Here is a 16,821-nt window from a genome sequence, read left to right as displayed (position 1 = left end):
TGTTAAAAGCGGATTCGCACAAGGAAGGTGGTACAAAATGAAGCTGAGAGACCTAGTTGAAAAAGCCGCGGCAAAAAACGCAAAAACCATTGCAGTGGCCCACGCAGCAGATAAAGAAGTGATCCAGGCCGTCAAAATGGCGGCAGAACACTTGTCGGCACGATTTTTACTGACGGGTGACAGCGGAAAGCTGAAAGAGCTTCTGGCAAATGAGCCGAAGTTCAATGCTGAAATCATCCACGCCGATTCACCCGAAGAATCTGCGGCAAAAGCAGTGCGCGCAGTGCGTGAACAAGAGGCGGACATTTTAATGAAAGGGAATCTCCCGAGCTCAACTCTTCTGAAATCGGTTTTAAACCGCCATGAAGGGCTTCGTTCAAAAAGGGTGTTATCACATGTAGCCGTTTTTGAGGTGCCGGACTATGACCGGCTGATGTATGTGACTGATTCAGCGCTGAACATTGCCCCGTCTCTTGAAGAGCTCGGGCATATTCTGCAAAATGCGGTTCATGTCGCACATTCAGTAGGGAACCCTATGCCGAAAGCCGCAGTCCTTGCCGCTATTGAAACGGTTAATCCGAAAATGGAGGCGACCCTGAACGCGGCTGCGATCGTCCAGATGTGCAACAGAGGACAGATTACCGGCTGCATTGCGGACGGACCGCTTGCTTTGGATAATGCCGTATCCCAAGCGGCTGCGCTGCAAAAAGGGATTTCCGGAAGCGTAGCGGGCCAGGCGGATATTCTCTTGGTTCCTTCAATCGAGGCCGGAAATATGCTTTATAAGTCAATGATTTATTTTGCGAAAGCAAATGTTGCTGCCGTCATCGCCGGTGCAAAAGCGCCGATCGCATTAACGAGCAGAGCGGATACCGCAGAAAATAAACTGTATTCAATTGCGCTTGCGATTTGCGCATCACAAGAACAGTAGGAGGAACGAACCTATGGAAATTTTTAAATATATGGAGACTTATGATTACGAACAATTGGTATTCTGCCAAGATGAACAATCCGGATTAAAAGCGATCATCGCGATTCATGATACGACGCTCGGCCCTGCACTTGGCGGAACAAGAATGTGGACATATGACAGTGAAGAAGCGGCGATTGAAGATGCATTAAGACTCGCAAAAGGCATGACTTATAAAAATGCGGCTGCCGGTTTAAACTTAGGCGGCGGGAAAACCGTTATTATCGGAGACCCGCGCAAAGATAAAAATGAAGAAATGTTCCGCGCGTTCGGGCGCTACATCCAAGGCTTAAACGGAAGGTATATTACGGCGGAAGACGTCGGCACAACCGTTGAAGATATGGACATCATTCATGATGAAACAGACTATGTAACCGGAATTTCTCCGGCATTCGGTTCATCAGGAAATCCGTCCCCGGTTACGGCATACGGCGTCTACAAAGGGATGAAAGCCGCAGCGAAAGCGGCGTTTGGCACTGATTCACTGGAAGGTAAAACAATTGCCGTGCAAGGCGTGGGAAATGTGGCTTACAATCTATGCCGCCACCTTCACGAAGAAGGCGCTTCTTTAATCGTAACGGATATCAATAAAGAATCTGTTAAACGTGCCGTTGAGGACTTCGGCGCCCGCGCAGTTGATCCCGACGACATTTACTCACAGGCGTGCGATATTTATGCCCCATGTGCTCTCGGCGCCGTCATTAACGATGACACGATTAAACAGCTGAAGGCGAAAGTCATTGCGGGAGCGGCCAATAACCAGCTGAAAGAAACACGTCACGGCGATACCATTCATGAAATGGGAATCGTGTACGCTCCGGATTATGTCATCAATGCAGGCGGCGTCATCAATGTAGCCGATGAGCTTTACGGCTACAATGCTGAGCGGGCTTTGAAAAAGGTTGAGGGCATCTATGCAAACATTGAGCGGGTGCTCGATATTTCCGCGCGTGACGGCATTCCGACATACTTAGCGGCTGACCGTTTGGCTGAGGAACGAATTGAGCGCATGCGCCGTTCAAGAAGCCAGTTTCTGCAAAACGGCCAAAGTATATTAAGCAGACGATAGGAATTTGATCTGGAGGTATGAAAATGTTCGAAAAGGAAAAACGCATTCTCATTCTGAATCCAGGCTCAACATCAACGAAAATCGGTGTCTTTCACAATGAACGCTGTATCTTTGAAAAGACGCTGCGGCATCCCGAAGAAGAGCTGAAAACATTTAACAGCATTATCGACCAATACGAATTTCGAAAAATAAGCGTTCTTGAGTCTTTGCACGAACAGGGCATCAACATTTCAAAGTTCGATGCCGTTTGTGCCAGAGGCGGCCTGCTCAGACCGATTGAGGGCGGCACATATGAAGTGAATGACGCCATGATCACTGATTTGAAAAACGGCTACAACGGCCAGCATGCTTCTAATCTGGGCGGAATTATTGCCAGGGAAATAGCTGACGGATTAAATATCCCCGCGTATATCGTCGATCCGGTCGTGGTGGATGAGATGACTCCGCTCGCTAAAGTATCAGGAATGCCTGAAATCAAGCGGAAAAGCATTTTCCATGCTTTGAACCAAAAAGCTGTTGCCCGTCAGGCGGCGGCGTCCCTCGGCAAACGGTATGAACAGATGAAGATGATCGTCACTCATATGGGCGGCGGCACCACAGTCGGTGTCCATGATTGCGGACGGGTGACGGATGTCAACAACGGGCTTCACGGAGAAGGACCCTTCAGCCCGGAGCGCGCGGGAACCGTTCCGGCGGGTGATTTGGTGGAGATGTGTTTTTCCGGCAAGTATTCAAAAGCCGATATGATGAAAAAACTTGTCGGCACGGGCGGACTCTCCGGCTACCTGGGGACAACGGACGCGGTCAAAGTGGAAAAACGCATTCAGGCCGGAGATGAAAACGCGCGTCTCATTTATGACGCCATGGCTTATCAAGTAGCAAAAGAAATCGGGGCGGCAAGCGCCGTTTTAAAAGGAAAAGTAGACATTATCGTCCTGACGGGCGGATTGGCGTACGGGAAAAGTTTCGTATCCGCTATCAGATCGTACATAGATTGGATTTCGGATGTACTGGTGTACCCGGGAGAAAATGAACTGCAATCTCTCGCGCAAGGCGCGCTTCGGGTTTTAGCCGGTGAGGAGCAGTCAAAGCAATATCAGATCGGCGAAGGAGTGAAAACAAATGGCGACTGAGTATGATGTGGTCATTCTGGGCGGCGGCACGGGCGGTTATGTAGCCGCCATCAGAGCGGCCCAGCTCGGCTTAAAAACGGCCGTTGTAGAAAAAGAAAAGCTCGGCGGAACATGCCTGCATAAAGGATGTATCCCGAGTAAAGCGCTGTTAAGAAGCGCGGAAGTGTACCGAACCGCAAAGGAAGCGGCAGCATTCGGCATTGAAACGGAAGGTGTCTCCCTCCGCTTTGACAGCGTGCAAAAACGAAAGCAGGGAATCGTTGACCGGCTGGCCGGCGGAGTCGCCCACTTGATGAAAAAGGGGAAGATTGATGTATTCAACGGGTACGGACGTATGCTCGGCCCTTCCATCTTCTCACCTCTTCCCGGTACGGTTTCCGTCGAATACGCAAATGGTGAAGAAAACGACATGCTGATACCGAAACAATTGATTATCGCAACCGGTTCAAGGCCGAAAATGCTGCCGGGTTTAGAAGCAGACGGTACATATATTCTGACGTCAGATGAAGCGTTAGAGCTTGAGCGTCTGCCCCAATCCATGATGATCGTCGGCGGCGGTGTCATCGGAATTGAATGGGCATCCATGCTGAACGATTTCGGCGTCAATATCACTGTGATTGAATATGCGGACCGCATTTTGCCGACGGAAGACCGTGATATTTCAAGCGAGATGGAAAAACTGTTAACGAAAAAAGGAATTAAGATCGTGACGGGTGCGAAAGTGCTTCCGGATACATTGGAAAAAGCGGACGGCGTTTCAATTGCCGCTGAAAAGAATGGAAAAAAAGAAACGTATCACGCGGAACAAATGCTTGTTTCCATCGGCCGCCAGCCGAACATTGAAGGGATCGGCCTTGAAAACACGGACATTGAAGCGGAAAACGGTTCTATCATCGTGAACGAAGCCGGGCAGACGAAGGAATCGCACATTTATGCGATCGGTGATGTTGTCGGCGGGCTGCAGCTTGCGCATGTGGCCTCCCGTGAAGGCATCATTGCCGTTGAGCATATGGCGGGTCTTAATCCGGCTCCGCTTGATGCCGCTCTTGTGCCGAAATGCATTTATTCAAATCCGGAAGCGGCGAGCGTCGGTCTGACAGAAGAGGAAGCTCTTCGAAAAGGGCATGAACTGAAAATCGGGAAGTTTCCGTTCATGGCGATCGGAAAGGCTCTTGTATACGGAGAAAGCGACGGCTTTGTCAAAATCGTCGCCGATCGGAATACAGATGATATTCTCGGTGTTCATATGATCGGCCCGCACGTCACCGATATGATCTCTGAAGCGGGGCTTGCCAAGGTGCTCGATGCGACGCCTTGGGAAATCGGCCAGTCCATACATCCGCATCCGTCGCTGTCAGAAGCGATTGGAGAAGCTGCGTTAGCCGCAGACGGAAACGCGATTCATTTTTAAAAGGAAAGAAGGAGGGGTTTGAATGACTACAAACCGCCATCAAGCATTAGGGCTCTCTGACGAAGAAGCCGTTGAAATGTATAGAACCATGCTGTTAGCCAGAAAAATCGACGAAAGAATGTGGCTCTTAAACCGCTCGGGCAAAATTCCGTTCGTTGTTTCATGTCAAGGACAGGAAGCGGCACAAGTAGGCGCGGCCTATGCCTTAAACCGTGATACCGACTATGTGCTTCCTTACTACAGAGATATAGGGGTTGTGCTTGCATTCGGTATGACTGCAAAGGATTTGATGATGTCGGGTTTTGCGAAAGCAGCTGACCCGAACTCAGGCGGAAGGCAGATGCCGGGCCACTTCGGGCAAAAGGAAAATAGAATCGTAACGGGCTCATCCCCTGTTACGACGCAGGTTCCTCATGCGGTCGGAATCGCGCTTGCGGGACGCATGGATAAAAAGGATATCGTCTCTTTTGTTACCTTTGGAGAAGGATCTTCCAACCAGGGAGATTTTCACGAAGGGGCAAACTTTGCCGCCGTGCATAAACTGCCGGTCATTTTCATGTGTGAAAACAATAAGTATGCCATTTCTGTCCCGTATGACAAACAGGTGGCGTGCGAAAATATTTCCGACCGGGCGGCAGGCTACGGCATGCCGGGAGTCACTGTTGACGGAAACGACCTGCTGGAAGTTTACCGGGCCGTAAAAGAAGCGCGCGAACGGGCATCTAAAGGCGAAGGCCCTACATTAATAGAAACGGTTTCCTACCGTTTGACGCCGCATTCCAGTGATGACGACGACAGCAGCTACAGAGAACGCGAAGAAGTAGAAGAAGCGAAGAAACAAGATCCGCTTCTTTTATACAAAGCATACTTGCAAGAAGCCGGGCTTCTAGGTGAAGAAGAAGAAAAGACCATGCTGGATGACATCATGGCTATCGTAAACGAAGCGACAGACGAAGCGGAGAAAGCGCCATACGCATCTCCTGAATCAACGCTTGATCACGTTTATGCGAAGTAGGGAGGAATACTTATGTCTGTAATGTCTTATATTGACAGTATTAATGCAGCAATGAAAGAAGAAATGGAAAGAGATCCGCGCGTGTTTGTTCTCGGGGAAGACGTCGGGAGAAAAGGCGGCGTGTTTAAAGCAACGGCGGGTCTCTATGAACAGTTCGGAGAAGAGCGCGTGATGGATACGCCGCTTGCTGAATCAGCGATTGCCGGTGTCGGGATCGGCGCCGCGATGTACGGCATGCGTCCGATTGCCGAGATGCAGTTTGCCGATTTCATTCTGCCTGCGGTCAACCAAATCATTTCAGAAGCGGCAAAAATACGCTACCGTTCAAACAATGATTGGAGCTGTCCGATGGTCATCAGAGCGCCTTACGGCGGCGGCGTGCACGGCGCGTTGTATCATTCCCAATCTGTGGAGGCCATTTTTGCCAACCAGCCGGGCCTTAAAATTGTCATGCCTTCAACTCCTTATGACGCAAAAGGGCTGTTGAAAGCTGCAGTCCGTGACGAAGATCCGGTGCTGTTTTTCGAACATAAGAGGGCGTACCGCCTGATTAAAGGCGAAGTCCCTGCGGATGATTACGTCCTTCCGATCGGAAAGGCGGATGTAAAACGCGAAGGCAGCGACATTACTGTTATTACGTACGGATTATGCGTCCATTTTGCTCTGCAGGCTGCCGAGCGTCTTGAAAAAGACGGAATTTCCGCGCACATATTAGACTTGCGTACGGTTTATCCGTTAGATAAAGAAGCCATCATTGAAGCCGCGTCTAAAACGGGAAAAGTATTGCTGATTACAGAAGATACGAAAGAAGGCGGCATTATGAGCGAGGTCGCCGCCATTATTTCTGAAAACTGCTTATTTGATTTAGACGCGCCGATCAAGCGGCTTGCAGGTCCTGACGTTCCGGCAATGCCTTATGCGCCGACAATGGAAAAATACTTCATGATGAACCCTGACAAAGTAGAAGCCGCGATGAGAGAATTTGCGGAGTTTTAAAAGACGTAAGGAGGTTTTTGACATGGCGATTGAAAAAATGGCTATGCCTCAGCTCGGAGAGAGCGTGACGGAAGGTACGATCAGCAAGTGGCTGGTGTCCCCCGGTGATCAAGTGAATAAATATGACCCCATCGCCGAGGTCATGACAGATAAAGTGAATGCGGAGGTGCCGTCTTCTTTTACCGGTACGATTACAGAACTTGTAGGAGAAGAAGGCCAGACTCTTGCAGTCGGCGAGATCATCTGCAAAATTGAAACAGAAGAAACGGAAACCGAAGAGGCGCCGAAGCGGGAAGAAGAGCAGAATACCCCTTCAGACACCGATGCAAACCGCCAAGGTAAAGATCAGTCAAATAAAGCGCGTTATTCGCCGGCCGTGCTCAGATTAGCGGGAGAACACGGCATTCAGCTTGAAGAAGTTGAAGGAACGGGTGCAGGCGGAAGAATTACGCGAAAAGACATTCAAAAGATCATTGATTCGGGAATGAAGCAGAAATCGGAAGCACCGGCGCCGGCTGCTGTTCAAACAACGCAACAAGCGCCGAAACAACAGCAAAAACAAGCACCGGCACCAGCTCTGTCAGCCGGTGATATTGAAATTCCGGTTACAGGAGTCAGAAAAGCCATCGCCGCCAATATGCATAAAAGCAAAACAGAAATTCCGCATGCCTGGACGATGATGGAAGTCGACGTCACGAACATGACGGCGTACAGAAACAGCATTAAAGACTCATTTAAACAAAAAGAAGGCTTTAATTTAACATTTTTCGCTTTCTTTGTAAAAGCGGCGGCGCAGGCTCTCAAAGAGTTCCCGCAGATGAACAGCATGTGGGCGGGAGACAAAATCGTCCAAAAGAAAGACATCAACATCTCCATTGCCGTTGCCACGGAAGATTCGCTGTTTGTTCCGGTTATTAAGCATGCTGATGAAAAAACGATTAAAGGCATAGCCAGAGAAATAACGGACCTTGCGAAAAAAGTGAGAAACGGAAAACTTACCGCGGAAGATATGCAGGGCGGCACATTTACCGTCAATAACACGGGATCTTTCGGCTCAGTTCAATCTATGGGCATTATCAACCATCCGCAGGCGGCGATTCTTCAGGTAGAATCTATCGTCAAACGCCCGGTTGTCATGAATAACGGGATGATCGCCGTTCGTGATATGGTTAATCTTTGCCTGTCTTTAGATCACAGAGTGCTCGACGGGCTCGTGTGCGGCCGATTCCTAGGACGCGTCAAAGAGATCTTAGAAAACATTGATGAACATACGTCAGTCTATTAAAAAAACTCCTTTTGCCAGGTCGGCAAAAGGAGCTTTTTTATTTTCATTGTGAATCCTCGGGAACAAGCATAGTGAGATGATGTTTTTTCACTTCGATCGTACAAGGTGTTGTTCCGTATACCTCGCCATCTGTATCCGCGTCCATTTCACGCCCGGTTTCGATTTCAATCCTGGAGGCCTGAATATAGGACAGCTCCCCTTTGAAATCATCAAATGAACCCTGCTCCATCGTCATCAGCTCCCGCAACGCGGCAAGGCTTGTGTTACGGCAGATTAACACATCGGCTAAGCCGTCCCGGAGGCTGGCATCAGGCAGGGGAACTCTGTTTGTCCCGATATAATGCCCGTTCATGACAAGCACCATTACGGCTTCGTCTTCTTTCACCTCGCCGTCAATCGTCAATTTGACAGGAAACGGGTTCGCGCTTGTCATCGTCCGCAAGGCGCTCGTGAAGTAGCTGATTTTACCAAGCCATGCTTTTTCAGTTTCATTGATATGGCTTGATGCTTCGGTGATCAGTCCGATGCCCCAGAAGTTCAGAAAATAGCCGTCATCCGTTTTACAGACGTCAATCATCTGTTTATGTCCGGCCGCGAGCGCTTCAGCGGCCTTTTGAAGGTTTTGCGGGATGCCGAGCGCCCGGGAGAAATCGTTGCACGTTCCTCCCGGCAAAATGCCGACAGCGGGTCTGTGATCAAGCTTGCTGATGCTGTTGATGCATTGATGCACAGTGCCGTCCCCGCCTAAAATATATAAATGGTCAACTGAACTGTCGAGATTTTCACAATACTGACGGGCATCATCCTGATGTTTGGTCGGTTTAATCAAAAGTTCGTCAGCTGACTGGGCCAAAATGGGGACGACCGTGCCGAGCGTTTTATCAATCTGTTTTTGACCGGCGTTTCCGTTATAAATTAATACTGCTTTCCGTTGGCTCATACGACTGCTCCTTTATTTCAGACAATCTCCTTAACAAGTTTCCCGTTTTTAAAGGGTCATAAACTTACATCGGGAACATAAAAGGGACAAAAAACAATTGGTTATGAGCGGTGTCATTTGCCGATAGGGAGGTTCCTTGCTATCATAAGAAGAGATGATCAAAAAGGAGAGGTCCCAGTTGAATATGGATTTTAATTTATTTATGAATGATGTCGTGCGTCAAGCCCGCCAGGAAATCACGGCCGCGGGGTATACAGAGCTGAAAACCGCTGAGGAAGTGGACGATGCGCTTTCGAAAAAAGGAACCACACTCGTCATGGTCAACTCTGTGTGCGGATGCGCAGGCGGTATTGCACGGCCTGCCGCGTACCATTCCGTACATTACGATAAACGCCCGGATCAGCTTGTGACGGTATTTGCCGGACAGGATAAAGAAGCGACAGCCAAAGCGAGAGAATACTTTGAAGGCTATCCGCCGTCCTCTCCGTCATTTGCCATTTTAAAAGACGGGAAAATCATGAAAATGGTGGAACGCCATGAAATTGAAGGCCATGAGCCGATGGCCGTCGTCACAAAACTGCAGGAAGCATTTGAAGAATATTGTGAAGAAGTATAAGTGAAAGAAAAACCCCGGAGCCGAGCGCTTGCGGGGTTTTTTTTATGGAATCTGTATAAATATAAATATTTATACATCGGCGTTCAGCTGTCACTAATCTGAAAAACAATGACTATAATAAACACAGAAAGGAAAATATATTTTTCAAAAATAGTATTGCATCACACTTAAAAAGTGTTTAAAATACAAGTTAACGAATAAATATTCAATTTTAAGAGATCAGTAGATATGGGGGAAATGAATCATGAAGAAATGGCTGTTGGTATTAGCTGCCGCATGTATCACCTTTGCGCTGTCCGCCTGCGGATCAGGCAATTCAGGATCAGAGGGCGGAAAGAACAAGCTGATTATGGGTACATCGGCTGACTATAAACCATTTGAATATAAAGACGGCGATCAGATCACCGGGTTTGACGTTGATCTGGCGAAAGCTCTGGGCAAAAAGACCGGCTATGACGTTGAGGTGCAGGACATGGACTTCAACAGCCTGATTACAGCCTTGAAGTCCAAGCAGGTAGATATGATTTTATCTGGAATGACACCTACGCCGGAACGGAAAAAGCAAGTTGATTTTTCTGATATTTATTATACTGCTAACAATATGATTGTTACGAAAAAGGGAAGCAGCATTAAATCCCTGAATGATCTGAAAGGCAAAACCGTCGGTGTTCAGCTCGGCTCCATTCAAGAGGAAAAAGGCAAGAAGCTCGCTTCGAAATACGGTTTTCAGCTCGAAGACCGCAACCGGATCTCAGACTTAACGGAAGAGATCAAATCCGGGCGTTTTGATGCCGCGATTATCGAAGACATCGTAGCACAAGGCTATTTCAGTTCAAATCAAGATCTGCAGGGCTTTGCGTCAGCAGATGCGAAATCAGACGAATCGGGTTCCGCGATTGCGTTCCGCAAAGACAGTGATCTGACAGCGAAGTTTAACAAAGCGCTGAAAGAAATGGAGAAAAACGGAGAAATCGAAAAACTGAAGAAAAAATGGTTCACCAACGAGAAATAAAAGAAAGCTCAACTTTTCGTTGAGCTTTTTATCTTGAATAAAGACAAAGGAGATCACACGTATGAATTTGGATTTCTCAGCGACAATCCCCCAAATTCCTTTTATATTGGAAGGCCTTGCGGTCACATTGAAAATTGTGCTCGTTTCAGCGGTCATCGGTCTTGTATTAGGAATCGTGCTCAGCTTATTTAAAATCAGCACGATCAGTCCGCTGAAATGGATTGCGGATTTTTATACTTCGATATTCCGCGGCACGCCGCTCGTGCTGCAGCTGATGATCATCTATTTCGGTATGCCGCAGCTCCTCGGCTTTCAGATCGATCAATTTTGGGCGGCGGTCACCGCATTATCGCTCAATTCAGCCGCTTACGTCTCTGAAATTATCAGAGCGGGAATCAATGCAATTGACAAAGGACAAAAAGAGGCTGCCGTCGCTCTCGGCGTGCCATACGGAAAAATGATGAAAGATCTGCTGCTGCCGCAGGCGTTTAAAAACATTTCTCCGGCTATTATTAACGAATTAATCACTTTAACAAAAGAATCGGCGATCGTCACAGTTATCGGTCTCGGCGACATTATGAGACGGGCCTACCAGTCCGGCGCCGCAACATACAACTATTTAGAACCTCTTATTGTGGCGGGCTTAATCTATTACGTGCTCGTTTTGATCTTAGCATTCATCGGAAAAGGCGTAGAAAGGAAGCTGAAAGCCAATGATTAAGGTCGACAACCTGTCAAAATCATTCGGGAAACATGAAGTACTGAAAAACATTTCAACACAGATCGAAGAAGGGGAAGTCGTCGCTGTCATCGGCCCTTCCGGTTCCGGCAAATCAACGTTTCTGCGCTGCTTAAATCTGCTGGAAACCCCGAGCGGCGGAACGATTGCCATTAAAGAAAACGAAATCACCGCAGCTAAAACGAATAAACTGAAAGTGCGGGAAAATATCGGCATGGTATTTCAGCATTTTCATTTGTTTCCTCATAAAACGGTGCTTGAAAATATCACATACGCGCCGGTCAGCGTAAAGAAAGAGTCTAAAAAGGAGGCGGAGGAAAAGGCGTGCGCTCTCCTTGAAAAAGTCGGACTGCTTGACAAACGGAACGACTATCCGAACCGTTTGTCAGGCGGACAGAAGCAGCGGGTCGCTATCGCGCGGGCGCTTGCCATGAATCCTGACATCATGCTGTTTGATGAACCGACCTCGGCTCTTGACCCGGAAATGGTCAAAGAAGTTCTTGAGGTGATGAAAGAGCTTGCGCAGACGGGCATGACAATGGTGATCGTAACGCACGAAATGGGATTTGCCAAAGAAGTCGCAGACCGCGTATTATTTATGGATGAAGGGACGATCGTGGAAGACGGGCAGCCGGAAGAATTTTTTCTTTCTCCGAAGTCAAAAAGAGCACAGGACTTTTTAGAAAAAATATTATAAAATATAACTGGAAGAAAAGAAGAAGAATGCTCTTCTTCTTTTTTTTGAGAAAGAAACAAACAGAATGGAGCAAGCAATGTTTAAAATCGGTTACCGCACACTAAAGACCGCACTTGGAACGGCGCTGGCCATTTATTTAGCCCAGCTGTTGCATCTGCAAAACTTCGCATCCGCAGGAATCATCACCATATTGTGCATCCAGATTACGCAAAAGCGGTCGCTTCAGGCCTCGTGGGCCCGATTTGCCGCCTGTTTATTGGCGATCGTCTTCTCATATGTCTTTTTCGGGCTGATCGGCTATTACCCGTTTGCGATCGGAATATTGCTGGTGCTGTTCATTCCGACTACAGTCGTTTTAAAAATAAACGAAGGGATCGTCACCAGCTCAGTAATCATTCTTCATTTATATATGTCCGGCGGCATTACGATGGCGTTTATCTGGAATGAGTTCCAGCTGATCACCGTAGGTATCGGCGTCGCGCTGTTAATGAATCTGTATATGCCGAGCCTTGACAGAAAACTCGCGGCGTACCGGAAAAAAATCGAGGACAACTTTTCCGTCATCTTCGCCGAAATCGAACGGTATTTGTTAACTGGTGAGCAAGATTGGTCGGGGAAGGAAATACCGGAGACGCATCAGATGATTCAAGAGGCGAAAAACCTCGCCTATCGGGACGTGCAGAATCATATTTTGCGCCATGAAAATCTTTACTATCATTATTTTAAGATGAGACAGAAACAATTTGAAATCATTGAACGGCTGCTGCCGAAGATTACCTCTATTTCAATAACGGTGGAGCAGGGCAAAATAATCGCCCATTTCATCCATGAATTAAGGGAAGCCATTCACCCCGGCAATACCGCTCATAAATTTTTAAAAAGACTTGCAGAAATGAGAACGGAATTTGAAGAAATGCCGCTCCCGGCAACGCGCGAGGAGTTTGAAGCGCGGGCGGCTTTGTTCCACCTCCTCGGTGAGATGGAACAATATCTCGTGATTAAAAGTTATTTCAAAGGCATCAAGCTGTAAAAAACATATGGATCAATCGCATGAGTCTTCCTTTCATTGGTCATTCTAATGAAAAAAGGAGGGGAGCCCATGCGATTTTTTTTATTGTCAGCCGCCCTGCTGCTGTCTCCGCTTTGGCCGCTTGGCGCAAACCCTTTGCCGGGTGACCCTTATATTATCGTCAATAAAGCCACAAATGCGCTTGCTGTTGTGAAGGATAACCGAATAGAAGGCATTTATCAGGTGGCGACGGGAAAAACGGATGATTTGACGCCTGAAGGAGAATTTACGGTAACGGTCAAAGCCGTCAATCCGTATTACCGGAAGAAAAATGTAAAGGGAGGCGCGCCGGAAAACCCGCTCGGCGTCCGCTGGATCGGTTTTGACGCGAAAGGCACCGACGGCAGGATATACGGCATTCACGGAACAAACAGAGAAGAGCTGATCGGGGGGTTTGTATCAAACGGCTGCATCCGTATGAAAAACCGGGATGTCATCCGTATTTTCCGGATTATCCCTCCCGGAACGAAAGTATTGATTACAAAAGAAAACCGCTCATTCGAGGACATTGCAATAGAGCGGAAAGCCCTCATAAAAAAGCAGGAAACCCCCTTGCAATGAGGCGCCTGCTTTTTTACCGCAAATACATCATAATGCCTGAGAGGAGGGTTGAAAGTATAAATACGCCCAAAATGACGATGACGGCGCTTTTCATAAATTTTTGAGACATTGTTTCACTCCTTAAGATTACTGTCTATCATTTTAACGTGTTTTGCTTGTATGAACAAGCCATATCCTATGGCGGAAAGCAGGTGGCCGCGCTATGAAAAAACTTGATCATGTCGGCATTGCCGTCAGCTCTATTGATGCCGCGAGAGGATTTTACGAACGGATGCTCGGGTTTACGTATATGGGAGACGAGCTGGTAAGCGGCCAAAATGTGAGAGTTGCTTTTTTAGAAGCGGGAGGCACAAAGCTTGAGCTGATTGAGCCGCTGTCGGACGCGTCTCCCGTCAGCTTTTTTTTACAGAAAAGAGGCGAAGGACTGCATCATTTGGCATTCCGCTGCGCCGATATGAAGGAAACGATCAAGGAGCTTGAATCATGCCGCATGACTTTGATCCATCATGAACCGCAAAACGGCGCGGGCGGGAAGAAGATCGCATTTCTCTCTCCAAAAGAGGCGAACGGGGTCCTGATTGAGCTTTGTGAAACAATTGAAAAAGGAGAAACTCAAGATGAGCATGAGTGATCATATCAGACACTTAAACGAAAGACGTTCCTTTTTAACAAACGGCGGCGGAGCGGAAAAAAATGAAAAACAGCACAAAAAAGGCAAGCTGACGGCAAGAGAAAGAATTGACTATTTATTGGACGAAGACAGTTTTTCAGAGCTGCAGCCGTTTGCCAAAAGCCGCATGCCCGGGTGCCGGAATGCTCCGGGAGACGGAGTCGTTACCGGATACGGCACAATTGACGGACGGCCCGTGTATTTGTTTGCCCATGACTTTACCGTACTCGGCGGGACGCTCGGCGAGACACATGCGGAAAAAATCGCGGCGGTAATGGATCTGGCGGCGAAAAATAAAACCCCGATCATCGGGCTGAACGACTCAGGTGGTGCGAGAATTCAAGAGGGTGTGGTATCATTAAATGGATACGGTCATATCTTTAGGCGCAACGTCCTTTACTCGGGAGTGATTCCGCAAATTTCTGTCATCCTTGGGCCGTGTGCCGGCGGTGCTGTTTATTCACCCGCATTGACGGATTTTGTGATTATGGCGGAACATACGTCGCACATGTTTATTACAGGCCCAAAAGTCATTGAACAGGTTACGGGTGAACAGATTGACGCGGAAAGTTTAGGCGGTGCGGGAATACATAATGTGATAAGCGGAAATGCCCACTATTCCGCACGAACGGAAAAAGAGGCTCTTTCCGCTGTGAAAACCCTGCTTTCTTATCTCCCGCACGGCGGACAGACGGCATTGCCCGTTAAAAAGGAAGACGCCAGACCGTTATTAAATACCCTCGTTCCCGCGGACAGTTCGAAACCTTACGATGTGTTACAGGTAATAAAAGAGCTGGCGGATGACGGAACGTTTTTTGACATTCAGCCGTATTTTGCCAAAAACATTGTTGTCGGTTTTCTGAAACTCGGACGGCGTACAGTCGGTGTTGTCGCAAACCAGCCGAAACACTTGGCGGGGAGCCTCACGATTGATGCCGCTGACAAAGCGTCGAGATTCATCCGTTTTTGCGACGCGTTTCATATTCCGTTATTGACAATCGCTGATGTTCCGGGATTTCTCCCGGGCCTTCAGCAGGAACATGCGGGAATCGTCCGTCACGGAGCAAAATTGCTGTATGCTTTTGCCGAAGCGACGGTGCCGAAAGTGACGCTCATCATCAGAAAAGCTTACGGAGGCGCCTATGTCGCCATGAATTCGAAAGGGCTCGGGGCAGATCTTGTATTCGCCTGGCCCAATGCGGAAATCGCCGTGATGGGAGCGGAAGGCGCGGCGTCGATTTTATACAGCAGAGACATACAGGCTTCTGACGACCCGGAGAAAACGAAGCGCGAAAAAAAAGCCATATACGAAAAGGAAAACGCCGGTCCGTATAAAGCGGCGGCCTGCGGAATGGTGGATGATATCATCCGGCCGGAAGACTCGAGGAAAAAATTGATTCAGGCATTTGACATGCTTGCGCATAAGGAAGAGGAAAGACCGAAAAAAAAGCACGGTAATATACCGCTTTAAACGGAGGGAACTGAAAATGGTAAACGAAAAACGTCTGCTTGAAGAATTTCTTGAACTCGTTCAAATTGATTCAGAGACAAAACATGAAGCGGAAATCAGCAAGGTGCTCAAACAAAAATTCACTGATTTAGGATTGAGCGTAAAAGAAGATGATACAAAAGAAGTGACGGGGCATGGAGCCGGCAACTTAATCTGTACGTTAAAGGGCACAAAAGATGCGGATACGATTTATTTCACATCGCACATGGACACGGTTGTCCCGGGCAAAGGCGTTAAGCCGATTGTGGAAGACGGCTATGTAAAATCCGACGGCACGACGATTCTAGGCGCTGATGATAAGACGGGACTTGCCGCAATGTTTGAAGCCATTAAAGTGCTGAAAGAACAAAACATCGAGCACGGCACCATTGAATTCATTATCACGGCCGGAGAAGAATCGGGATTAGTCGGGGCAAAAGCAATGGATCGTTCAGACATTACCGCGAAATACGGTTTTGCGCTTGATTCAGACGGAAAAGTCGGCAACATTATTGTAGCCGCGCCGACACAAGCGAAAGTGAGAGCAACCATTTTCGGGAAAACGGCTCATGCGGGAGTAGAACCGGAAAAAGGCATCTCCGCGATTACAATCGCGTCAAAAGCGATCTCTAAAATGCCGCTCGGCCGTATTGATAAAGAAACAACGGCTAATATCGGACGTTTCGAAGGCGGCACGCAAACCAATATCGTCTGCGACCAGGTTGATATTCTGGCTGAAGCGCGTTCATTAGTGCCTGAAAAAATGGAAGCGCAAGTGCAGAAAATGAAAGAAGCTTTCGAATCTGCTGCAGCTGAGATGGGAGGCCGCGCGGAAGTGGACATCGCGGTCATGTATCCGGGTTTCAAATATCAGGACGGCGATCAGGTTGTGGAAGTCGCGAAAAAAGCGGCGGCAAAAATCGGCCGGCCGAGCGAACTTCAGACAAGCGGCGGCGGAAGTGACGCAAACGTCATTGCCGGCCACGGCATTCCGACAGTCAACCTGTCAGTAGGCTATGAACAAATCCATACGAAAAATGAAAAAATGCCGATTGAAGAGCTCGTCAAAACGGCGGAAATGGTCGTTGCCATTATCGAAACAGCGGCCAACTAAAAACGAAGCACCCAGTTGATTGGGTGCTTTTTTCA

18 protein-coding genes are annotated in these 16,821 nt (G+C 48.1%); 16 read left to right on the top strand and 2 right to left on the bottom strand.

All coding sequences use genetic code 11. The features are described from left to right. Nucleotides 1-37 precede the first annotated feature (37 nt). The 7 genes from yqiS to J6600_RS11435 are packed head-to-tail and all read left to right on the top strand — an operon-like array spanning nucleotide 38 to nucleotide 7,879. Entirely contained in the window at nucleotides 38-931 is an 894-nt protein-coding gene (gene yqiS / locus J6600_RS11465; RefSeq protein WP_014418338.1) for a phosphate butyryltransferase, read from the top strand. Between the two features lie 13 nt (nucleotides 932-944). After that, nucleotides 945-2,039, top strand: a complete 1,095-nt coding sequence (gene bcd, locus J6600_RS11460) for a branched-chain amino acid dehydrogenase (protein WP_007612452.1) — start codon at nucleotides 945-947, stop codon at nucleotides 2,037-2,039. A gap of 17 nt (nucleotides 2,040-2,056) precedes the next feature. After that, entirely contained in the window at nucleotides 2,057-3,172 is a 1,116-nt protein-coding gene (gene buk, locus J6600_RS11455) for a butyrate kinase (RefSeq protein ID WP_095061001.1), read from the top strand. After that, nucleotides 3,162-4,583, top strand: coding sequence for a dihydrolipoyl dehydrogenase (lpdA, locus tag J6600_RS11450; RefSeq protein WP_014418337.1), 1,422 nt, complete (start codon nucleotides 3,162-3,164; stop codon nucleotides 4,581-4,583). The genes buk and lpdA overlap by 11 nt, the downstream gene beginning before the upstream one ends. A 22-nt stretch (nucleotides 4,584-4,605) precedes the next feature. Beyond that, nucleotides 4,606-5,598, top strand: a complete 993-nt coding sequence (locus tag J6600_RS11445; RefSeq protein ID WP_209387419.1) for a thiamine pyrophosphate-dependent dehydrogenase E1 component subunit alpha — start codon at nucleotides 4,606-4,608, stop codon at nucleotides 5,596-5,598. A gap of 12 nt (nucleotides 5,599-5,610) precedes the next feature. Continuing rightward, nucleotides 5,611-6,594: a 3-methyl-2-oxobutanoate dehydrogenase subunit beta gene (gene bfmBAB, locus J6600_RS11440; protein ID WP_209387418.1), complete on the top strand. Its 984-nt coding sequence runs from the start codon at nucleotides 5,611-5,613 to the stop codon at nucleotides 6,592-6,594. Nucleotides 6,595-6,616: 22 nt separating this feature from the next. Then, nucleotides 6,617-7,879 carry a dihydrolipoamide acetyltransferase family protein gene (locus J6600_RS11435; protein ID WP_209387417.1) on the top strand — a complete coding sequence of 421 codons (1,263 nt, stop codon included), beginning with the start codon at nucleotides 6,617-6,619 and terminating at the stop codon, nucleotides 7,877-7,879. Nucleotides 7,880-7,922: 43 nt separating this feature from the next. Here the strand turns inward: J6600_RS11435 and J6600_RS11430 are convergent, their stop codons facing one another. Next, nucleotides 7,923-8,819, bottom strand: coding sequence for a YegS/Rv2252/BmrU family lipid kinase (locus J6600_RS11430; protein WP_022552989.1), 897 nt, complete (start codon nucleotides 8,817-8,819; stop codon nucleotides 7,923-7,925). Nucleotides 8,820-8,997: 178 nt separating this feature from the next. Here J6600_RS11430 and brxB point away from each other — a divergent pair, with 178 nt between their 5' ends. The 6 genes from brxB (at nucleotide 8,998) to J6600_RS11400 (ending at nucleotide 13,513) form a co-directional block, all read left to right on the top strand. Then, nucleotides 8,998-9,435: a bacilliredoxin BrxB gene (gene brxB / locus J6600_RS11425; protein WP_015417784.1), complete on the top strand. Its 438-nt coding sequence runs from the start codon at nucleotides 8,998-9,000 to the stop codon at nucleotides 9,433-9,435. 244 nt (nucleotides 9,436-9,679) lie between these two features. Further along, nucleotides 9,680-10,447, top strand: a complete 768-nt coding sequence (artP, locus tag J6600_RS11420; protein WP_015240174.1) for an arginine ABC transporter substrate-binding protein ArtP — start codon at nucleotides 9,680-9,682, stop codon at nucleotides 10,445-10,447. 61 nt (nucleotides 10,448-10,508) lie between these two features. After that, nucleotides 10,509-11,168, top strand: coding sequence for an arginine ABC transporter permease ArtQ (artQ, locus tag J6600_RS11415; RefSeq protein ID WP_003153227.1), 660 nt, complete (start codon nucleotides 10,509-10,511; stop codon nucleotides 11,166-11,168). Beyond that, complete coding sequence (gene artM / locus J6600_RS11410; protein WP_003153229.1) at nucleotides 11,161-11,883, top strand: arginine ABC transporter ATP-binding protein ArtM; 723 nt, start codon at nucleotides 11,161-11,163, stop codon at nucleotides 11,881-11,883. Before artQ ends, artM begins: the two co-directional genes overlap by 8 nt. A gap of 76 nt (nucleotides 11,884-11,959) precedes the next feature. Next, nucleotides 11,960-12,913 (top strand): aromatic acid exporter family protein, encoded by a 954-nt coding sequence (locus tag J6600_RS11405; RefSeq protein ID WP_007408388.1) that lies wholly within the window; start codon nucleotides 11,960-11,962, stop codon nucleotides 12,911-12,913. Between the two features lie 69 nt (nucleotides 12,914-12,982). Continuing rightward, nucleotides 12,983-13,513, top strand: a complete 531-nt coding sequence (locus tag J6600_RS11400) for a L,D-transpeptidase (protein WP_014418329.1) — start codon at nucleotides 12,983-12,985, stop codon at nucleotides 13,511-13,513. Nucleotides 13,514-13,526: 13 nt separating this feature from the next. Here the strand turns inward: J6600_RS11400 and prli42 are convergent, their stop codons facing one another. Continuing rightward, on the bottom strand, nucleotides 13,527-13,622 hold the full coding sequence (prli42, locus tag J6600_RS11395; RefSeq protein WP_007408390.1) for a stressosome-associated protein Prli42: 96 nt from the start codon (nucleotides 13,620-13,622) through the stop codon (nucleotides 13,527-13,529). 93 nt (nucleotides 13,623-13,715) lie between these two features. Between prli42 and mce the strand changes: the two genes are divergently transcribed. From mce to J6600_RS11380, 3 genes are read left to right on the top strand one after another with little or no spacing between them, the layout of a single operon-like run. Next, the gene (mce, locus tag J6600_RS11390) at nucleotides 13,716-14,144 is read left to right on the top strand and encodes a methylmalonyl-CoA epimerase (RefSeq protein ID WP_100261891.1); all 429 of its coding nucleotides are present in this window, start codon (nucleotides 13,716-13,718) and stop codon (nucleotides 14,142-14,144) included. Continuing rightward, entirely contained in the window at nucleotides 14,131-15,654 is a 1,524-nt protein-coding gene (locus tag J6600_RS11385; RefSeq protein WP_481748174.1) for an acyl-CoA carboxylase subunit beta, read from the top strand. The genes mce and J6600_RS11385 overlap by 14 nt, the downstream gene beginning before the upstream one ends. Nucleotides 15,655-15,670: 16 nt before the next feature. Then, nucleotides 15,671-16,786, top strand: coding sequence for a tripeptidase T (locus tag J6600_RS11380; RefSeq protein ID WP_003153237.1), 1,116 nt, complete (start codon nucleotides 15,671-15,673; stop codon nucleotides 16,784-16,786). Nucleotides 16,787-16,821 lie beyond the last annotated feature (35 nt).

It is taken from the genome of Bacillus sp. LJBV19, from assembly GCF_017797845.1.
Taxonomy (GTDB): domain Bacteria; phylum Bacillota; class Bacilli; order Bacillales; family Bacillaceae; genus Bacillus; species Bacillus velezensis.
This window is presented reverse-complemented; position numbering and strand designations above follow the sequence as displayed.